This window comes from Luteibacter sp. OK325 (genome assembly GCF_003050935.1).
Classification (GTDB): domain Bacteria; phylum Pseudomonadota; class Gammaproteobacteria; order Xanthomonadales; family Rhodanobacteraceae; genus Luteibacter.
In genome coordinates this window covers 296,640-313,885 of record NZ_QAOX01000004.1, presented here as the reverse complement: position 1 = coordinate 313,885, position 17,246 = coordinate 296,640, and the positions used below count along the sequence as shown (strand labels likewise).

Below are 17,246 nucleotides of genomic sequence, written 5' to 3'. Positions count from 1 at the left end.
GTGTCGGCTCTTCGATCCGAAGGATCGAGCTTGATCGCGCACGCGTCGACCCGACTTGGTTCTGCCCCTGGCGATCTCCGAGGCGACGACCCAGCAATGCCGGGCAGCATTCCATACGATGCGAAAAACCGTATTCACAAGTTATCCCCTGTTTCAGGCGAGTCTCGATAGAGATTCGTAAATTCTTCCGGCTGCAGTGAAATTGCCTTGCGGGTGCAACCTCACCGTGAGGATTACGCGCAACGCGCAGTATCCGGTTGGCGCGCAAGGAGCGGCTTTGCGCGAGGGCCGAATTCTTTTGCCCTGACGGCAGGGGGGCGTCCGGGTCTGATAAAGTGAAACGGCTGGCCGGGCGTCTGGAGCCGTCGTCATTCATCGCAGGGGGAACTGCATGCTCGCCAAGGAATCACCACATATCCTGGTGATTGACGATGCGCCGGAGATGATCCGCTCGCTGTTGCTCGCATTGCGCGCGAAGTCATGGAAGGTGACGCTGGCCAGTGATGGTCGCCAGGGCTACCAACGTGCGCAGTTGTTGAGTCCGGACCTGATCCTGCTGGATGTGCGCATGCCGGGTATGGATGGCTTCGCGGTATGCCGCTTGCTGCAGGAGTCACCCCACACACGGGACATCCCCGTGTTGTTTCTCACCTCTGCCGGCGAAGCTGACGAGCGGCTGGAGGGGCTCACCCACGGCGCGGTCGATTTCATCATGAAGTCGTGCGAGCCAGCCGAGTTGCTGGCACGTGTGCAGATTCATCTGCGGCTGATGCGCCGCGCTGAGCCGGCGACAGCGGAAGACCAGGACACACGGCTGTCACAGGACGAGGTCATCCTGCGTGCGGCGGTGCGGCTGATCAGCCATCAGCTTGGCGGACTGCCGTCGCTGGAGGTGATCGCCAACAAGGTCGGCACCCATGATAAAAAGCTCTCCGCGATCTTCCGCCAGCACCTGGGCACAACCGTGTTCGCCTGGATCCGCGAAGAGCGGCTTCAGCGCGGCCGCCAGCTGCTCGCCGGCACCGACCTGAGCATGCAGGACATCGCCGAGCACATCGGCTTTCGCAGTGCCTGCAACTTCACGACCGCATTCCGCGAGCGCATGGGTGTCACACCGAGCGCTTTTCGGCGTGGCCTGCGGGAAGGCGCGGCACATGCCGTGGATTAGCCGGATGCTGATGCCCTCGTCCATGTCGCGTGCGCGTGAGTATCGTGCGCGCACGCAGGGATGGTGCATGCGCCTCGCGCTGTGCATCGCAGCCATCTGGCTATTTTCGTTGTCTGCAGTGCGCGCGGCAGAGGTCGTGCTGCCTGCCTGCCCGACCGGCATGCTGAACCTGGCATCCTCGGCGCAGATCGTGGAAGACTCGGGTGGCACGCTCGATCCGGACCAGTTGATGCGCCTTTCGCCACAACGTTTCATGCCGGCAAACCGGCGCACGCTGGAGCCCGGCTATAGCGACTCGGCCTGGTGGTTGCGTTTGACCTTGCGCAACGCGAGCGCTACGTCCTGCGAGACTTGGCTACAAGCGGGCCCGGCGCGATTGCGCGATGTGCAGCTGTACATCGGAAGTCCCGGTCAATGGCAGGCGATGCACGCAGGCGTCAACTACCCGCTGCGCGAATGGGCGCTGCCGCCCCGTCAGCCGATGTTTCCGTTGACATTGGCGCCAGGCACTTCGACCACGCTACTGCTGCGCGTGAGCACCCCGAGGACCCTGGTAATTCTTGCGCCACAGCTGTGGTCACCGCTGGCTTTCCAGCACATGTATGTCCGCACGAGCGTGCTCGACGGCGCGATGTTCGGCGGCGTGGTGCTGCTGGCGATCTTCGGTATGGTGCTGGGACGCATCTTTCACCGCCGTGTCCTCACGTACATGGCGCTGGGCATGCTATGCCACAGTATCTACGCGGGCATCGTGGACAACTACGCCTTCGTTTATCTTTGGCCGGAAGGTTCGGCGCTGAACACCTGGGCCATGTGCCTGATGACATGCATGACGCTGTTCATGACAAACATCTACTGTTGCGCCGCGATCGGGGTGGATCGGCTCGGAGCGTGGTGGCGCTGGGTGTTTCGGGTGATCGGCGCGGGTTATGTGCTGGTCGGCTTATTCAACCCGCTCTTGGGCGACCTGCACTACATAAGGATAGCCCTATCGTTGTGCCTGGTCGGTGAAGCGCTTCTTGCCATTGCCGCGATACACAGCCTGCTTCGTGGGATCGTGCGTTCGTGGTTTCCACTGCTGCTGGTTGCCTTTGCATGGTCGGATCTCCTGTTGCATTTCGCGAGCTACCTGTTTGGCTATTCGGTCAACAACCGGTTGTTTTCGACCACCGTGCTGCCCGACCTTCTGATGCTGTCCGTGACTCTCGTCGTGGAAGTCGGAAAGGGCCGCCGGCAGGAGATGCAGGCGCGCACCGAACTCGATCAGCAGCGAGCCTCCGAGCATGAACGTCTGGAAAAGGTCGTTGCGCAGCGCACGGAGCAGTTGAATCGCGCGCTACAGGGCCGCCGTACGCTGCTGGCGCGCATCAGTCACGACCTGCGCTCGCCACTGACGGGCATTGTCGACGCCGCGCGACAGTGGCAGGCGGGTGAAAGCCGCCACGACTATGCGCACCTGATCGAGCGCAACGTACATCAGCAGATAGAACTGATCGACGAGTTGCTGGAGTTTTCGCGCGAAGAACTGGCCGACCTTGAACTCAGCTCGGCACCCGGCTACCTGCATGCCTTCCTGATGGATATCGTGGAGCATGCCGCACTGCTGGCTGAGCGGAACGGCAACCAGCTTTCCTGCCACCTTGCTGCGGACCTTCCGGCGATCGTCAGTGCGGATTTCCGCCACCTGCGTCAGGTGCTGATGAACCTGTTCGGCAATGCGGCCAAGTTCACTCATGACGGCCATATCGTATTCACGGTGTCCGCGCTGGCATCGCCGCCGCCGGGCCACGTCTGCCTGCACGTCGTGGTGGACGACAGCGGTATCGGCATCGTGCCGGCCGAGCGCGAGCAACTCTTGATGCCCTATACCCGCGGCACCAATGCGATGCGCCACGACGGCAGTGGACTGGGTCTGTCCATTGTTACCCAGCTTCTACAATTGATGGACAGCCAGTTGCAGATCGACGATACCAAACTCGGAGGTTGCCGCGTCAGCTTCACGCTGCCGTTGCCGCTGGCCACCGAAGAGGACCTGGAGCCCGAGATCGGCGCTCTCGCCAGTGTCGCGGTGGATGGCGCCGGCCGCGTCATCCTGGTGGTGGACGACCAGTTGCAGAGTCGCGAATTGCTATGCGACCTGCTCGATGGCAGCGGCTTCCACAGCATTGCCGCCGCGGACGGCCATGAGGCACTGACACTGCTGCAGCGAAGGTCTGTAGAGCTGGTAATGACCGACCAGAGCATGCCCGGCATGGATGGCTGGGGTCTGCTGCAGGCAATACGTGTGCAGCACCCAGAACTGCCCGTGCTGCTCTATTCGGCACTGCCGCCACGTCGTCCGACAGCATTGGATCCGACGCTGGCATTCACCACCACTCTGTTGAAGCCGGCCGGCAGCGGGGAGCTGCTCGCCATGGTCGAGCGGCTACTCAAGATGTGCGTCATGGCCGGCAGGCTTCCGGCGGGAGATCATCCTGTCGATCGCCAATACCGCGATGCACGAGAGCGGGGGGAAACTCACGCTTGAGCTTTTTTCACAAGGCATCCACCTCGTACGGCGACATGAGAGTGGATGGCATCATGGCGCGTTGGAAACATGTGCTGTTCACCCGAGGGGAGCGCAATGCGCCACGCCTCGTCGTCGGGGACACGAAAGGGGATGTCGAAGACGAGCAGCGTTGGTCTCGGAAGCTGGGTGACGTGTCTACTATGCCCAACGGCCAGAAAGTAAGCGCTGAGTAAGCTATCGCGGAGCGTCTCGCGCCTACTATGTACATACGACGCTCGCCTCTCCGCTTATAGCGTTTTCTAGTTGCCGAACTCGGTCATCGGGCATCCTCTGCATCTGTAAGACTTCGCAGGACACCGGCAATGCCCCTCATCGACGGTAACGACCTCGCCGGTCAAATGCTGGCTCATGGCATCGGCGCTATTTGTATTGACACGAGCACGTACGAGAAGAACGCCTTTGCGTTCGACAAGAGCTTATTGGCTCAGTGCCCAGGCATACGGGAGTCGGGACTTCGACTCCTCATGGTTGACGTCGTCGAGCGGGAGGTGCGAGCTCATCTCCCGAGCAAAACGGAAGACGACTACTTTTCCTCTCTGCCGCCCTTTGCAGCCATTAGCAAGAAGAAATCCGAGTTCCCTGATGCCTTGACGCTCTTAGCGCTGGAGGCGTTCGGTGATGAGATGCAGCGTTGCATCCTTGTGGTATCCGAAGATAAGGACATATCTCCCCGAGCCAGCAGCCGATGGGTCCGACTTCAGGGCCATTCGAATCACTGACGGGAGCTTGGTCGTAAGCTGGACGGCTCAGGCTAAGATCCATTACGACGCGAATCTCAGCGTGAGTATTCGAGATCCAATCGATCGTGACTATGTGGATCTCCCGGGTATGTCGGTTGAGGGCGAGGAGGAAGTCGAGCTTGAAATCCCGATCACATTCGATAGGAGGGGGGACGTGGCGCACCCTGGCTTCATCTTTGATACGGCTGACATTGTGGAAAAGGATTTGTGGCTGGATTTGGGCTATGTCGAGTACAGCCTGGCCCGGGGAGGATTGATCTTTAGAGGGTCCTGCTAACGACCGAGAGGGCATCGGCCTCACGCGCAACGCGACGGTCTTCCCGCCTTAACATTGCCCTGCCGGTCCTCGGCGCAGTATCCGATCGTTCCGCACCCGCCATCGGAGATAGCCATGACCACCAAGAGCCTTTACGTCGAACTGCACGCGAAGCCCGGCCGCGAAGAAGACGTCGCAGCGTTCCTCGAAAGCGCCAGGGGTCTTGTCGATGCCGAACCCTGCACCACCGCTTGGTTCGCCGTGCGTTTCGACAAGAGCACGTTTGCGATTTTCGATGCATTCGGCGACGACGTAGGCCGCGACGCCCATCTGAACGGCAAGGTCGCCGCGGCGTTGATGGCCAATGCGAGCGAGCTGCTCGCCAGTGTGCCCCAGATCCGCAAGGCCGACGTACTGGCCGACAAGCTGCCGGGCTGACTACTCCACGGTGTGGAACACGCGCGCCGGCCGACCTGGAGTCAAAGGCGAGCCCGTCCAAATTTCGTCCGAACGCGTAGACATGCCGGAGATATCGCCGAGATGTTCCCCGGCCATTTTCCGGCCATATAGAACGAAAAAAGGTCCGCTTTGAGGGCGGACCTTTCATCGTCAAGCGAGGTAACTACTTGAATATTGGTCGGGGAGACAGGATTCGAACCTGCGACTTCTACGTCCCGAACGTAGCGCTCTACCAGGCTGAGCTACACCCCGACGGGAGCCGCGTATATTAGCCATGACCCTGCCGATTCGCAACAGGTCGTCGCATCTTTTTTACAAATGCCTGACAGGGCGCCATGAGCGAGGGGCGGCCGGCGGCCATCTGCTAATCTATGCGGCTGCCGCGTGGCGGCGCCCGACTAGCCTGTCCGAAGAGGAATTGCATGGCACTCACCCCGGCCCGCACCATGCCCGGTGTCCTCGAGCTTCTTCCGCTCGACCAGATCGCCTTCCAGCGCATGCTGGACACGATTCGCCGCAACTATGAGCGATTCGGCTTCCTGCCGATCGAAACGCCGGTGATCGAGTATAGCGATGTGCTTCTGACCAAGAGCGGCGGTGAGACCGAGCGCCAGGTGTACTTCGTCCAGTCGACCGGCGCCCTCGGCGCGGCGGCGGAGAAGGGCGGCGTGCCCGAGCTGGCCCTGCGTTTCGACCTTACCGTGCCGCTGGCGCGTTACGTGGCCGAGCACGAGCACGATCTCAGCTTCCCGTTCCGCCGTTACCAGATGCAGCGCGTCTATCGCGGTGAGCGCGCGCAGCGCGGTCGCTTCCGTGAGTTTTACCAGTGCGACATCGACGTGATCGGAAAGGATTCGCTGTCGGTGCGTTACGACGCCGAGATCCCGGCCGTCATCTACAGCGTGTTCCGCGAACTGAACATCGGCGCGTTCACCATCCAGCTCAATAACCGCAAGCTGATGCGCGGCTACTTCGAGAACCTCGGCGTGAGCGATGCCGAGCAGCAGATGCTGGTGCTGCGCGAAGTGGACAAGCTCGACAAGCGCGGCGCCGATTACGTGCGCGAGACGCTCACGGGCGAGGCCTTTGGCCTGTCGGCAGATGTGGCCGAGAAGATCCTCGCGTTCGTCCAGGTGCGTTCGGCCACGGTGGACGACGCATTCGCCAAGCTTGACGCCCTGGGCAGCGGTTCGGAGACCTTCGAACAGGGTCGTGCCGAGCTCAAGGAAGTGCTGGCGATGATTCGCGACTTCGACGTACCGGAGACGCATTTCGCCCTGAACCTTTCCATCGCCCGCGGCCTCGATTACTACACCGGCACGGTCTACGAGACGACGCTGAACGATCACCCGGGCATCGGCTCGATCTGCTCGGGCGGCCGCTACGAGAACCTGGCCGGCCAGTACACCAAGTCGCACCTGCCGGGCGTGGGCATTTCGATCGGCCTGACGCGGCTGTATTGGCAGTTGCGCGACGCCGGCCTGATCTCCACCGCACAGAGCACCGTGGACGTGCTGGTCACCCAGATGGATGCCGCCCAGCTGCCGGCCTACCTGACACTCGCCACCGAACTGCGTAATGCCGGCATCGCCACCGAGGTCGTTCTCGAAGGCAGCAAGCTGGGCAAGCAGTTCAAGTACGCCGATCGCGCGGGTATCCGCTTCGTCATCGTCCTGGGCGAAGACGAGATCGCCAAGGGCGTCGTCACGGTAAAAGATCTTCGCCGCGAAGACCAGTTTGAAGTCGCCCGCACGGAGCTGGTCAAGACCCTGCGCGTCGAACTGGCCCAGGCCGACATCGGTCGCTGAGCCGTTCCATCCCCCACCTTCCTTTTGCACGGCCTAAGTCCCCATGACCAGCAGCATTCTCCTCGACGGGCGTAGCCTCACACGCGGCCAGGTCGCCGCTATCGCTCGCAAGGGCTTCACCATCCGTCTGGACGAGGCGCAGCTCGTCAAGGTGAAGCGCGCCGCGGACTTCCTCGCCGAGAAGGTCGGCAGTGGTGAGCCGATCTACGGTGTAACTACCGGCTTCGGCAGCAACGCCGACAAGCTGCTCGGCGCGCATCGCGTGCGCGACGAGCTGCCGGGTGGCAACCCGGAGCCGCGCGAAGGCACGCTGCTGGAAGAGCTGCAGCACAACCTGATCATCACCCATGCCGTGTGCGTGGGTAAGCCGTTCGGCGAGGACGTCGTGCGCGCGATGCTCGCCATTCGCGTGAACACGCTGATGAAGGGGCATTCGGGTATCCGCGTGGAGACCCTGCGCGCCCTGGCCGAGCTGCTCAACCGCAACGTCATCCCGGTCATTCCGGAGAAGGGTTCGGTCGGCGCCAGTGGCGATCTCGCGCCGCTCTCGCACCTGGCCATCGTCCTGCTCGGTGGCGGCGAAGCGTTCTACGAGGGCGTGCGCATGCCCGGCGCCCAGGCGCTGGCCAAGGCCGGCCTCGAGCCGGTGCGCCTGTCCTTCAAGGAAGGCCTCGCCCTGAACAACGGCACCACGCAGATGCTCGCCACGGGCGTGCTCGCGCTGGACACGATGGACATGCTGATCCGCACGGCCGACCTCGCCGCCGCGATGACGCTGGACGCCTTCGCCGGCCGTACCGGTGCCTACGCCGAGCAGGTTCATGCCTTGCGTCCGCATCCGGGGCAGGTCGAGACGGCGAAGCAGATCAGTAGCCTCCTCGAAGGCTCGACGCTGGCGGATATCGCCTACCACATGGTCCCGCGTTTCAAGCCGTGGCTGGCGGATTCCTGGTCCGAGCCCTCCGACCAGGCGTACCGCTTCGACATCAGCTGGGACTGGGTGCCGGCGACGCAGCGCCATGGCAAGGAAGCGTTCTATTCGCGCTTCCTGCCGTTCAAGGGCGGCAAGAAGCATCAGCCGCAGGACGCCTATTGCCTGCGTTGCGCGCCGCAGGTGCACGGCGCCGTGCGCGATGCCTGGGAACAGGCCTGCCGCGTGTTCGACATCGAACTGAATGCGGTTACCGACAATCCGCTGGTCTTCCCGGACGCCGAGAACGCCCAGGTGATCGAAGACCAGGTGATCTCGGCCGGCCACTTCCACGGCATGCCGCTGGCGCTGGCGATGAGCTACGTGAAGGCGGCGATTCCTGTGCTCGCCTCGATTTCCGAGCGTCGCACGGCGAAGCTGGTCGACCCGGCCAATAACGACGGCCTGCCGGCCTTCCTTATCGGCAACGAGGACGCGACCGATTCCGGTTTCATGATCGTGCAGTACACCGCTGCGGCCCTGGTCAACGACCTCGCCACGCGCGCGCACCCGGCTTCGGTTTACTCCGTGCCGACCAGCGCCAACGCCGAGGACCACGTGTCCATGGGCGCCAACGAGGCACGCCACGTGCTCGAGATGACCGAGGACCTCGGCCACGTGCTGGCGATGGAGCTTTACACGGCCGCTCAGGCCCTGGAATACCGCCAGGACATGCTCAATGCCGCGCGCGCGCTGGCTCACCGTGGCGACTGGGAAGCTTTGGCGGCCAAGATCAATGGCGCGCCGCGCAGCGATTCTCCGCATTACGCCCGCTTCGAGACCGAAGTGCGTGCGCTCATGGATGCGCTGGCGCGCGCCGAGGATTTCCACGGTGGTGTCGCTGTCCGTGCCGCCCTGGCCACGTTGCGCGAGCACATCGCCTTCATGCAGCGTGACCGCGCTATGGATGGCGAGGTGCGCCTGATATGCGAACTGGTGGCCTCCGGCCGCCTGGTCGCCTGAGCAGGCGCTAGAGCGCGAAGAAGCGCAGACTGGCCGCCGCCTCGATGGCAGGCGACCAGTCGTCGAGCGTGCCGGCCCGTATGCCGGCCAGATACTGGTAAAGCTGGGCGTCGTTGACGAGGCCCAGCTTGACCATGGCCGAGCGCTTCTGCCGGCTGATTGTCTTCAGGCTGCGCCCCATCGAGGCGGCGATGTCCACCAGTCCATAGCCCTGGGCGTAGGCGCGCAGGACCTCCACTTCGCGCGGTGAGAGCCGTGTGGCGAGTTCGTCGGCGCTGTGAGCGCAATCCGTCTGGTGGAACAGCCGGCGAATGGCCGGGCTGAGATACGTGCGGCCGACATCCGCCGCGTGCACGGCTACCGGGATATCGCGCAGGCTGGTCCGTTTGTCGAAGATGGCCGCTACGCCCATGTCGAGCAGGGTGCGCAGGATGGCCGGGTTGGACAGCATGGTGAGCACGACGATGCCGGTGTCCGGCCGGAGCGCGCGGATGCGGCGAATCATCGGCATGCCGTCCGGCTGGCTTCCCTCGGGCATGGAGAAATCGGTGACGACGACGTCGCAGGGGTGATCCGCGAGGGCGTCGAAGAGGGCGTCGGTATCGTGGGCGCGCGCGACCACCTGGTAGCGGTGCGACTTCAGGATGGTCTCGACGCCCGCGACAACGACCGGATGATCGTCGGCAATGATCACGGTGCTCGACATGGCAGGGGCTCGCGACGGTGGAAATGCCGCCATCTTGTCGACCGGCCCGGGCGGGGTATATGGAAGAAAAGCGCAATTGCGTGTCGGTGCTTGCCACGCCGAAGTTGCCGCGTTACGATGAACTATCGTATTAACGCGTTAGTACACTATGAAGCGTCGCACGCTCGATCCCGAAATGCCGGCCGACTCGGCCGAAACCAGTCTCTGTGAGGCCCTCCTGGGGCTCTCAGGCGTCGATGAGATGCGGGCCTTCCTGCATGATCTCTGCACGCCGGCGGAGATCGAGGTGATGGTCGACCGCTGGCGGGTGGTGCCTTACCTGCTGGAAGGGAAGTCCTACCGTGAGATTCACGAGCGCACCTCGGTAAGCATCACCACCATCGGCCGCGTGGCGCGCTATCTCAACCAGGGCAGTGGCGGTTACATGGCTGCCGCGGCCCGCCGCGCCCCCGCAGGTGCCGTATGAAGCCGCGCGATCGCCTGCGCATCGCCATGCAGAAGTCCGGTCGGCTGACGGAGCCGGCTCAGGAATTGCTCGCGCGCTGCGGCCTGAAATTTCGCCAGAGCCGCGACAAGCTGTTTTGCTTCGGCGAGGGCGAGCCGGTGGACCTCCTGCTGGTTCGCGACGACGATATCCCGGGATTGATCGCCGAAGGCGTCTGTGACCTCGGCATCGTTGGCCGCAACGTGCTGCGCGAGTTCCAGCTCTCCAATCCGGAGACGGGCGACGGCATGGACGAGCTGCGTCCGCTCGGCTTCGGTCACTGCCGCCTGTCCATCGCGGTGCCCCAGGAAGACGCCTACGACGGTCCGGCGCAGCTTCACGGTCAGCGCATCGCCACGTCGTACCCCGGTCTCCTCGGCGAATGGCTGAGGAGTAACGGCGTCGACGCGAAGGTGGTCATGCTCGCCGGTTCGGTCGAAATCGCGCCTCGTCTTGGCACGGCCGACGCGATCTGCGACCTGGTCTCCAGCGGCGCGACCCTCGTCGCCAACCAGTTGCGCGAAGCGGTTGTCGTGGTCGAGAGCGAAGCGGTGCTGGCCGGTCGCCGCGAACTCCCGCTGGACGAGCGTGGCGAGATCGCCGAACTGCTCCTGCGTCGCCTCGACGGCGTCATCCAGGTGCGTGACTCACGGCTGATCCTCATGCAGGCGCCGCGCGACGCACTCGCGGCGATCACGCGTCTGCTGCCGGGGCTGCCTGTGCCTACGCTTACCCCGGTGGATGGTTCCCCTGACCAGGTCGTGCTGCAGGCCCTGTGTGCCGGCTCGGTGAGCTGGCGCCAGCTCGAAGACATGAAACGCGCCGGTGCCCGCGACATGCTGGTGTTGCCGGTGGAGAAGATGCTGGCATGAAACGAATCGACTGGAAAAGCCTCGACGAGGCCGGTCGCGACGCGGCGCTCGCACGACCGACCCAATCGCGGGCAAGCAGCTTGCGCGAAGGCGTCGCATCGATCGTCGCGGACGTGCGCAGCCGCGGCGATGTCGCCCTCATCGAACTTACAACTCGCTACGACGGCAGTGCACTCGACGCCCTGGCGGTGACGGAAGCGGAATTCACGGCCGCCGAAGCACGCCTGCCGCTCGAACTCAAAGCCGCCGTCCTCGAAGCGGCGGCCCGTATCGAACGCTTTCATCGCGCCGCCGCGCCGACACCGGTGAGTGTCGAGACAGCGCCCGGTGTCACCGTCGAGCGCGTGCTGCGGCCGATCGGCCGCGTCGGTCTCTATGTACCTGCCGGCGGCGCGCCGTTGCCCTCGACCGCGATCATGCTCGGCGTCCCCGCGGCCATCGCCGGCTGCCGCGAGGTGGTGCTTTGCACCCCGGTACAGGCCAACGGCCGTTGCGACGACGCCGTCCTGTTCGCGGCGAAGGCCACCGGCGTGCACCGTGTCTTCAAGCTCGGCGGTGCTCAGGCGATTGCCGCGATGGCCTATGGCACCGCTTCCGTCCCACGCTGCGACAAGATCTTTGGCCCAGGCAATGCCTGGGTCACCGAAGCCAAGCTGCAGGTCGCTGGCGATCCGGCGGGTGCCGCGATCGACATGCCGGCTGGCCCTTCCGAGGTGCTCGTTATCGCCGATGCCGAGGCGAATCCACGGTTCATCGCAGCCGATCTGCTGTCGCAGGCCGAGCACGGTCCGGATTCGCAGGTGCTCCTGGTCAGCCCTTCGGCGCAGCAGCTCGATAGCGTGGCAACCGAGGTCGAGCAACAGCGCCGCGCACTTCCGCGCGCCGAGGTGGCAGCCAAAGCGTTGAGCGAAAGCCGCCTGATCCTCGTCGCCGATCTCGACGAAGCGGTCGACGTCAGCAACCGTTATGCCCCCGAACACCTCATCATCCAGACAGCCAATCCACGAGGCTTGCTCGACGCCGTGGCATCCGCCGGTTCGGTCTTCCTCGGTGAATGGACGCCGGAGTCGGTCGGCGACTACTGCAGCGGCAGCAACCACGTGCTGCCTACCTATGGCTATGCGCGCAGCTACAGCGGCGTCTCGGTCGCCAGTTTCCAGAAGCAGGTCACGGTGCAGGAGCTTTCGGCGCAGGGCCTGCGCAACATCGGTCCCTGCGCGGCCATTCTTGCCGAAGCCGAGCAGCTCGAAGCCCACCGCCGCGCCGTCACCTTGCGACTGGCCGCCATGGACGCCGCCGCATGAGCATCCTCGATCTTGCACGCCCCGATATCCGCGCGCTCGCGCCGTACTCCAGTGCCCGCATGGAGGCCCAGGGCGGCACCGTGCTGCTCAACGCGAACGAGGCGTCGCGGCCGCCGAATATTCCGGGCGGGGAGGGACTCAACCGCTATCCCGATCCGCAGCCGCCCGCCCTGGTGGAAACGCTGGCCGAGCTTTACGGCAGCACGCCCGATCGCGTCCTTGTAACGCGGGGAAGCGACGAGTCGATCGATCTTCTCGTGCGCGCCTTCTGCCGCGCCGGCCAGGATGCCGTTCTCATATCGCCGCCGACGTTTGGCATGTATGCGGTCTGCGCGCGCATCCAGGGCGCGGCGGTGATCGAGTCGCCGCTCAGCCGCCAGGGGGTGCTCGATATCGACGCCTTGCTCGGCGCGGTGACACCCGCCACGCGGATCGTCTTCGTCTGTACGCCGAACAACCCCACGGGCAACCTGGTCGATCGCAGCGACCTCGAGCGCATCGCGAAGGCACTCGAAGGGCGTGCGCTGCTGGTCATCGACGAGGCTTACGCGGAATTCAGCGGCCTTCACAGCGCCGCTTCACTGATCGACACCTACGACAATGTCGCGGTACTGCGCACGCTGTCCAAGGCCTGGTCGCTAGCTGGCGCGCGCGTCGGTGCCTGCATCGCGCGTGCCGAGGTCATCGGCCTGCTTCGCCGGATCATTCCGCCGTATCCGTTGCCGTCGCCGTGCGTGGATGCCGCCATGGGCGCGCTTTCGTATGAAGGCCGCCGCCTGCAGCGTCACCACCTGCACGAGATCCTCAACGAGCGCGCTCGCATGGTCGTCGCCCTGCGGGAGCTGCCCGGGGTGAGGGAAGTGATGCCTTCGTATGCCAACTTCCTTGCGGTGCGTTTCGACGATGCCGCAGGCACCTACCGTCGCCTGCTTGCCGCCGGCGTGGTGGTTCGCGACGTATCGAAGTATCCGGGACTGGAAGACGCGCTGCGCATTACCATCGGCACCGGCAACGAGAACGATCGCGTGCTGTCCGTGCTGCGCGCGGGAGCGCCCGCATGAGTCGGAAGATCCTCTTCGTCGATCGCGACGGTTGTCTCATCGAAGAACCGGCCGACCAGCAGATCGACAGCTACGAGAAGCTGGCCCTGATGCCGGGGGTGATCGCCGCGTTGCAGCGCTGCGTGGCCGCAGGCTATGAACTGGTCATGGTCTCCAACCAGGACGGCCTCGGCACGCCTTCGTTTCCGCAGGCATCGTTCGACGGTCCGCACGCCTTGTTGTTGAACATCCTCGCCTCGCAGGGCATCACCTTCCGCGAACAGCTGATCGATCGCAGTTTCGCGCATGAGAGCCGGGACACGCGCAAGCCGGCGACAGGTCTCGCAAGGCACTGGCTGGCCGACGATGGCTGGAGCCGCGCGCAGTCCGCCATGATCGGCGATCGCGAGACCGACCTCGCTTTCGCCGCAAACCTCGGCGTACGCGGATTCCGCGTGGGTGCCGAAGGCGCGAGCTGGACCGAGGTCGCGCACGCGTTGCTCGATGCGCCGCGCACCGCCGAGGTACTGCGCAAGACGAAGGAAACGTCGATTCGCGTGTCCGTGGATCTCGACCGCGTAGCCGAGCCGAACGTGCATACGGGTTTGGGATTCTTCGATCACATGCTGGAGCAGATCGGCAAGCACGGCGGCTTTGCGCTGAGCCTCACCTGCGACGGCGACACTCACATCGACGAGCACCACACCATTGAGGACTCCGCGCTCGCCCTCGGCCAGGCGCTGCGCCAGGCGCTGGGCGACAAGCGTGGCATCGGCCGCTACGGCTTTGCCCTGCCGATGGACGAAAGTGCGGCACGTGCCGAGCTGGACCTCTCGGGACGGCCGTATTTCGTCTTCGATGGCCATTTCCCCCGCGACCGTGTGGGTGACGTACCGACCGAACTCGTGCCGCACTTCTTCCGCTCGCTTTGCGAAACCCTGGGCGCCAACCTGCACCTCACGGTGCACGGTGAGAATGCCCATCACATGGTCGAGGGTTGCTTCAAGGTCGTCGCCCGTACGCTGCGCCAGGCCATTCGCCGCGAGGGCGCCGAATTGCCGAGCACCAAGGGAAGCCTCTGATGAAGGTGGTTCTCGTCGATGCGGGCGGCACCAATATCGGTTCGGTACGCTACGCGCTGCAGCGCCTGGGCACCGATGCCGAACTCACGTCGGACGCGGCGCGCATTCGCGCGGCCAGCCACGTGATCCTTCCCGGCGTCGGTGCTGCCGCACCCGGCATGCGGATGCTGCGCGAGGCCGGGTTGGTCGACGTGCTGCGTGAGCTGAAGCAACCCGTGCTTGGGGTGTGCCTGGGCATGCAACTGCTGTGCGACCGCTCGGAAGAAAGCGACACCGAGTGCCTGGGCGTCATTCCGGCCATGGTACGACGTTTCGTCGACATGCCCGGCCTGCGCGTGCCGCACATGGGCTGGAACACGCTTGAGGTGACCACCGCGCATCGCCTCACCGCGGGGCTGCGTCAGGGCGACGCGGCGTACTTCGTCCACAGCTTCGCCGTCCCTACAGGCGACTACACGTTGGCCGCGAGCGAGCACGGTGAAGCGTTCTCGGCCGTGGTCGCCTCCGGTAACTTCATGGGCATGCAGTTCCACCCCGAGCGCTCGGCCGGCGTGGGTGCGCAGCTCCTGCGGAATTTCCTTTCCTTATGACCCTACCGATCCCAGCCATCGACCTGCGCGAAGGAAAGGTCGTCCGCCTGTTCAAGGGCGATTACGCGCAACAGACCACCTTCGCTTTCGAGCCCGAGGTGCTGGCCGCGCGCTACGCCGACGAAGGTGCGACATGGCTGCATGTCGTCGATCTCGATGGCGCGCGTTCGGGCCATTTTGAGAACCTGTCCACCATCGCCGGCATCGCATCGAGCGGTCGCCTTCGCGTGCAGGCAGGTGGCGGTATTCGCGACGAAGAAGGGGTGCGCCGACTTCTCGATGCAGGTGTGGAGCGCGTCGTCGTCGGCAGCGTGGCTATCCGCGACCCGGAAGCGGTTGCCGCGTGGATCGGCCGCTACGGCTGCGACCGCGTCGTGCTCGCCCTGGATACCCGTTTTCGCGACGGCTTGTGGAAGCTACCCAGCGCGGGTTGGACGGCTGATGAACTTCATACGCTCGACGATCTCGTGCCCTGGTACGAAGCGGCCGGTGCGCGCCACCTGCTGTGCACCGACATCGACCGCGACGGCACCATGAGCGGTCCCAACCTTGCGCTTTATCGCCACCTGGCAACGTTGGCACCCGGCCTGGATGTCCAGGCCTCGGGCGGGGTGAAGTCCCTCAGCGACGTGACCGATCTCTCCCTGCAAGGCGTGGCCGGCATCATTCTCGGGCGTTCGCTGCTCGAAGGTGCGTTTGCCTTGCCCGAAGCCATCGCCACTGCCGAGAAGGCCAACGCGACATGCTGAGCCGTCGTATCGTTCCCTGCCTGGATGTCCGCGATGGGCAGGTCGTCAAGGGCGTTCGCTTTCGCGACCACGTCGTCGTCGGCGAGATTGTCGAACTGGCCCTTCGCTATCGCGACGAGGGCGCCGACGAGCTGGTGTTCTACGACATCACGGCAAGTCCGGAAGGGCGGCGCGTGGACCGTGACTGGGTGGAGCGCGTGGCACGCGAGATCGACATCCCCTTCTGCGTGGCCGGCGGCATCCGCAGCGTGGACGATGCACGCGAGGTGCTGCATGCAGGCGCCGACAAAATCTCGATCAACTCGCCTGCCCTCGAGCGCCCGGCGCTCGTCAGTGAAATTGCCGATGCCTTCGGCGTGCAGTGTGTCGTCGTCGGCGTCGACAGCCTGCGCGACGACGACGGTGAGTGGCGCGTGCGCCAGTACACCGGCGATCCTTCCCGCACGAAAGCCCTGCGCAAAGGCACGCTCGAATGGATCGAAGAAGTGCAGGCGCTGGGTGCAGGTGAAATCGTACTGAACTGCATGGGCACCGATGGCGTGCGTCGCGGCTACGACATCGAGCAACTAAAGGCGGCGCGCGCGATCAGCCACGTGCCGCTGGTGGCTTCCGGCGGCGCCGGCACACCGATGCATTTCGCCGAAGTGTTTCGCGAAGCCGACGTGGACGCGGCGCTCGCCGCGAGTGTCTTCCACACCGGTGACATCGGCATTCCCGCGCTGAAGCGCGAACTGCGCACGCAGGGTATCGAGGTAAGGCTATGAACGACGCGATTCCGGATTTCGCCAAGGGCGATGGCCTGTTGCCGGCGATCGTGCAGCATGCCCGCTCGGGCGAAGTGCTGATGCTCGGCTACATGGACGAAGCCGCGCTGGCGAAGACGCGCGCGAGCGGCCTGGTGACATTCTTCAGCCGCAGCAAGCAGCGCTTGTGGACGAAGGGCGAGACCTCCGGCGATTCGCTCGCCCTGGTCGACATTCGCCTGGACTGCGACGCCGATACCTTCCTCGTGCGTGCGGTTCCGGCGGGACCGACCTGCCATACCGGTACGTCGAGCTGCTTCGGTGATGACGTCAAGCCGTCGATGGGTTTTCTCGCCGAACTCGATGCGCTGGTCGCCTCCCGCTATGCCGAACGCCCGGACGGCAGCTACACGACGAAGCTGTTCGAAGGCGGCATTCGCCGCATGGCACAGAAAGTGGGAGAGGAGGGTGTCGAGGCGGCACTTGCCGCGGTCGCCGAAGACGACGATGCCCTGATCGGCGAGGCCGCCGATCTGGTCTTTCATCTGATGGTGGTGCTGCGCGCGCGCGGCATCGGATTCGATGCCGTTGCCGGGAAGCTAGCCGCCCGGCACACAAGCGGCTAAGAGTAGGAGCCGATTCATCGGCGATCCCGCGGCAGCGGGGCAGCGGACCAGCGGGGCAGCGGACCAGCGGGGCAGGGTGCAAGCGCGCGGCCAGCACCCATTCGCCGATGAATCGAC

The 17,246-nt window shown here is 64.5% G+C and carries 16 protein-coding genes and 1 tRNA gene; 15 read left to right on the top strand and 2 right to left on the bottom strand.

Translation table 11 applies throughout. The features are described from left to right. Positions 1–391: 391 nt before the first annotated feature. From C8J98_RS11465 to C8J98_RS11440, 4 genes are all read left to right on the top strand, one after another. Positions 392–1,168 (top strand): response regulator, encoded by a 777-nt coding sequence (locus C8J98_RS11465; RefSeq protein ID WP_107913321.1) that lies wholly within the window; start codon positions 392–394, stop codon positions 1,166–1,168. Continuing rightward, on the top strand, positions 1,155–3,695 hold the full coding sequence (locus C8J98_RS11460) for a 7TM-DISM domain-containing protein (protein ID WP_107913320.1): 2,541 nt from the start codon (positions 1,155–1,157) through the stop codon (positions 3,693–3,695). Before C8J98_RS11465 ends, C8J98_RS11460 begins: the two co-directional genes overlap by 14 nt. A gap of 344 nt (positions 3,696–4,039) precedes the next feature. Then, positions 4,040–4,456: a hypothetical protein gene (locus C8J98_RS11450; RefSeq protein WP_107913318.1), complete on the top strand. Its 417-nt coding sequence runs from the start codon at positions 4,040–4,042 to the stop codon at positions 4,454–4,456. Between the two features lie 412 nt (positions 4,457–4,868). Next, on the top strand, positions 4,869–5,171 hold the full coding sequence (locus C8J98_RS11440; RefSeq protein ID WP_107913316.1) for an antibiotic biosynthesis monooxygenase: 303 nt from the start codon (positions 4,869–4,871) through the stop codon (positions 5,169–5,171). Between the two features lie 196 nt (positions 5,172–5,367). Here C8J98_RS11440 and C8J98_RS11435 read toward each other — a convergent pair. Further along, a tRNA-Pro gene (locus tag C8J98_RS11435) sits at positions 5,368–5,444 on the bottom strand. 170 nt (positions 5,445–5,614) lie between these two features. On the opposite strand from C8J98_RS11435, the gene hisS reads away from it, so the two are divergent. Both hisS and C8J98_RS11425 read left to right on the top strand, forming a co-directional pair. Next, positions 5,615–7,000: a histidine--tRNA ligase gene (hisS, locus tag C8J98_RS11430; RefSeq protein ID WP_107913315.1), complete on the top strand. Its 1,386-nt coding sequence runs from the start codon at positions 5,615–5,617 to the stop codon at positions 6,998–7,000. Positions 7,001–7,043: 43 nt separating this feature from the next. Next, positions 7,044–8,933, top strand: coding sequence for an aromatic amino acid lyase (locus C8J98_RS11425; protein ID WP_107913314.1), 1,890 nt, complete (start codon positions 7,044–7,046; stop codon positions 8,931–8,933). 7 nt (positions 8,934–8,940) lie between these two features. Here C8J98_RS11425 and C8J98_RS11420 read toward each other — a convergent pair whose 3' ends face one another. Next, a complete protein-coding gene (locus C8J98_RS11420; RefSeq protein WP_158272682.1) occupies positions 8,941–9,639 on the bottom strand; it encodes a response regulator in 699 nt (232 codons plus the stop codon). A 148-nt stretch (positions 9,640–9,787) separates the two neighbouring features. On the opposite strand from C8J98_RS11420, the gene C8J98_RS11415 reads away from it, so the two are divergent. The 9 genes from C8J98_RS11415 to hisIE are packed head-to-tail and all read left to right on the top strand — an operon-like array spanning position 9,788 to position 17,129. Then, entirely contained in the window at positions 9,788–10,105 is a 318-nt protein-coding gene (locus C8J98_RS11415; RefSeq protein WP_107913312.1) for a YerC/YecD family TrpR-related protein, read from the top strand. Beyond that, positions 10,102–10,995 carry an ATP phosphoribosyltransferase gene (gene hisG / locus C8J98_RS11410; protein WP_107913311.1) on the top strand — a complete coding sequence of 298 codons (894 nt, stop codon included), beginning with the start codon at positions 10,102–10,104 and terminating at the stop codon, positions 10,993–10,995. The genes C8J98_RS11415 and hisG overlap by 4 nt, the downstream gene beginning before the upstream one ends. After that, positions 10,992–12,299 carry a histidinol dehydrogenase gene (gene hisD / locus C8J98_RS11405; protein WP_107913310.1) on the top strand — a complete coding sequence of 436 codons (1,308 nt, stop codon included), beginning with the start codon at positions 10,992–10,994 and terminating at the stop codon, positions 12,297–12,299. Before hisG ends, hisD begins: the two co-directional genes overlap by 4 nt. Beyond that, complete coding sequence (gene hisC / locus C8J98_RS11400) at positions 12,296–13,360, top strand: histidinol-phosphate transaminase (protein ID WP_107913309.1); 1,065 nt, start codon at positions 12,296–12,298, stop codon at positions 13,358–13,360. The genes hisD and hisC overlap by 4 nt, the downstream gene beginning before the upstream one ends. Further along, the gene (gene hisB, locus C8J98_RS11395) at positions 13,357–14,421 is read left to right on the top strand and encodes a bifunctional histidinol-phosphatase/imidazoleglycerol-phosphate dehydratase HisB (protein ID WP_107913308.1); all 1,065 of its coding nucleotides are present in this window, start codon (positions 13,357–13,359) and stop codon (positions 14,419–14,421) included. The genes hisC and hisB overlap by 4 nt, the downstream gene beginning before the upstream one ends. Further along, on the top strand, positions 14,421–15,011 hold the full coding sequence (gene hisH / locus C8J98_RS11390) for an imidazole glycerol phosphate synthase subunit HisH (RefSeq protein WP_107913307.1): 591 nt from the start codon (positions 14,421–14,423) through the stop codon (positions 15,009–15,011). Before hisB ends, hisH begins: the two co-directional genes overlap by 1 nt. Further along, positions 15,008–15,760 (top strand): 1-(5-phosphoribosyl)-5-[(5-phosphoribosylamino)methylideneamino] imidazole-4-carboxamide isomerase, encoded by a 753-nt coding sequence (locus C8J98_RS11385; protein ID WP_107913306.1) that lies wholly within the window; start codon positions 15,008–15,010, stop codon positions 15,758–15,760. The genes hisH and C8J98_RS11385 overlap by 4 nt, the downstream gene beginning before the upstream one ends. Then, positions 15,754–16,524 carry an imidazole glycerol phosphate synthase subunit HisF gene (gene hisF, locus C8J98_RS11380; protein WP_107913305.1) on the top strand — a complete coding sequence of 257 codons (771 nt, stop codon included), beginning with the start codon at positions 15,754–15,756 and terminating at the stop codon, positions 16,522–16,524. The genes C8J98_RS11385 and hisF overlap by 7 nt, the downstream gene beginning before the upstream one ends. After that, the gene (hisIE, locus tag C8J98_RS11375) at positions 16,521–17,129 is read left to right on the top strand and encodes a bifunctional phosphoribosyl-AMP cyclohydrolase/phosphoribosyl-ATP diphosphatase HisIE (protein ID WP_107913304.1); all 609 of its coding nucleotides are present in this window, start codon (positions 16,521–16,523) and stop codon (positions 17,127–17,129) included. The genes hisF and hisIE overlap by 4 nt, the downstream gene beginning before the upstream one ends. Positions 17,130–17,246: the final 117 nt, after the last annotated feature.

Bases quoted from the DNA above. Each gene is read 5' to 3' on its own strand.
- C8J98_RS11465 (WP_107913321.1), top strand. From the start codon at position 392: ATGCTCGCCAAGGAATCACCACATATCCTGGTGATTGACGATGCGCCG.
- C8J98_RS11460 (WP_107913320.1), top strand. From the start codon at position 1,155: ATGCCGTGGATTAGCCGGATGCTGATGCCCTCGTCCATGTCGCGTGCG.
- C8J98_RS11450 (WP_107913318.1), top strand. From the start codon at position 4,040: ATGCCCCTCATCGACGGTAACGACCTCGCCGGTCAAATGCTGGCTCAT.
- C8J98_RS11440 (WP_107913316.1), top strand. From the start codon at position 4,869: ATGACCACCAAGAGCCTTTACGTCGAACTGCACGCGAAGCCCGGCCGC.
- hisS (WP_107913315.1), top strand. From the start codon at position 5,615: ATGGCACTCACCCCGGCCCGCACCATGCCCGGTGTCCTCGAGCTTCTT.
- C8J98_RS11425 (WP_107913314.1), top strand. From the start codon at position 7,044: ATGACCAGCAGCATTCTCCTCGACGGGCGTAGCCTCACACGCGGCCAG.
- C8J98_RS11420 (WP_158272682.1), bottom strand. From the start codon at position 9,639: ATGTCGAGCACCGTGATCATTGCCGACGATCATCCGGTCGTTGTCGCG.
- C8J98_RS11415 (WP_107913312.1), top strand. From the start codon at position 9,788: ATGAAGCGTCGCACGCTCGATCCCGAAATGCCGGCCGACTCGGCCGAA.
- hisG (WP_107913311.1), top strand. From the start codon at position 10,102: ATGAAGCCGCGCGATCGCCTGCGCATCGCCATGCAGAAGTCCGGTCGG.
- hisD (WP_107913310.1), top strand. From the start codon at position 10,992: ATGAAACGAATCGACTGGAAAAGCCTCGACGAGGCCGGTCGCGACGCG.
- hisC (WP_107913309.1), top strand. From the start codon at position 12,296: ATGAGCATCCTCGATCTTGCACGCCCCGATATCCGCGCGCTCGCGCCG.
- hisB (WP_107913308.1), top strand. From the start codon at position 13,357: ATGAGTCGGAAGATCCTCTTCGTCGATCGCGACGGTTGTCTCATCGAA.
- hisH (WP_107913307.1), top strand. From the start codon at position 14,421: ATGAAGGTGGTTCTCGTCGATGCGGGCGGCACCAATATCGGTTCGGTA.
- C8J98_RS11385 (WP_107913306.1), top strand. From the start codon at position 15,008: ATGACCCTACCGATCCCAGCCATCGACCTGCGCGAAGGAAAGGTCGTC.
- hisF (WP_107913305.1), top strand. From the start codon at position 15,754: ATGCTGAGCCGTCGTATCGTTCCCTGCCTGGATGTCCGCGATGGGCAG.
- hisIE (WP_107913304.1), top strand. From the start codon at position 16,521: ATGAACGACGCGATTCCGGATTTCGCCAAGGGCGATGGCCTGTTGCCG.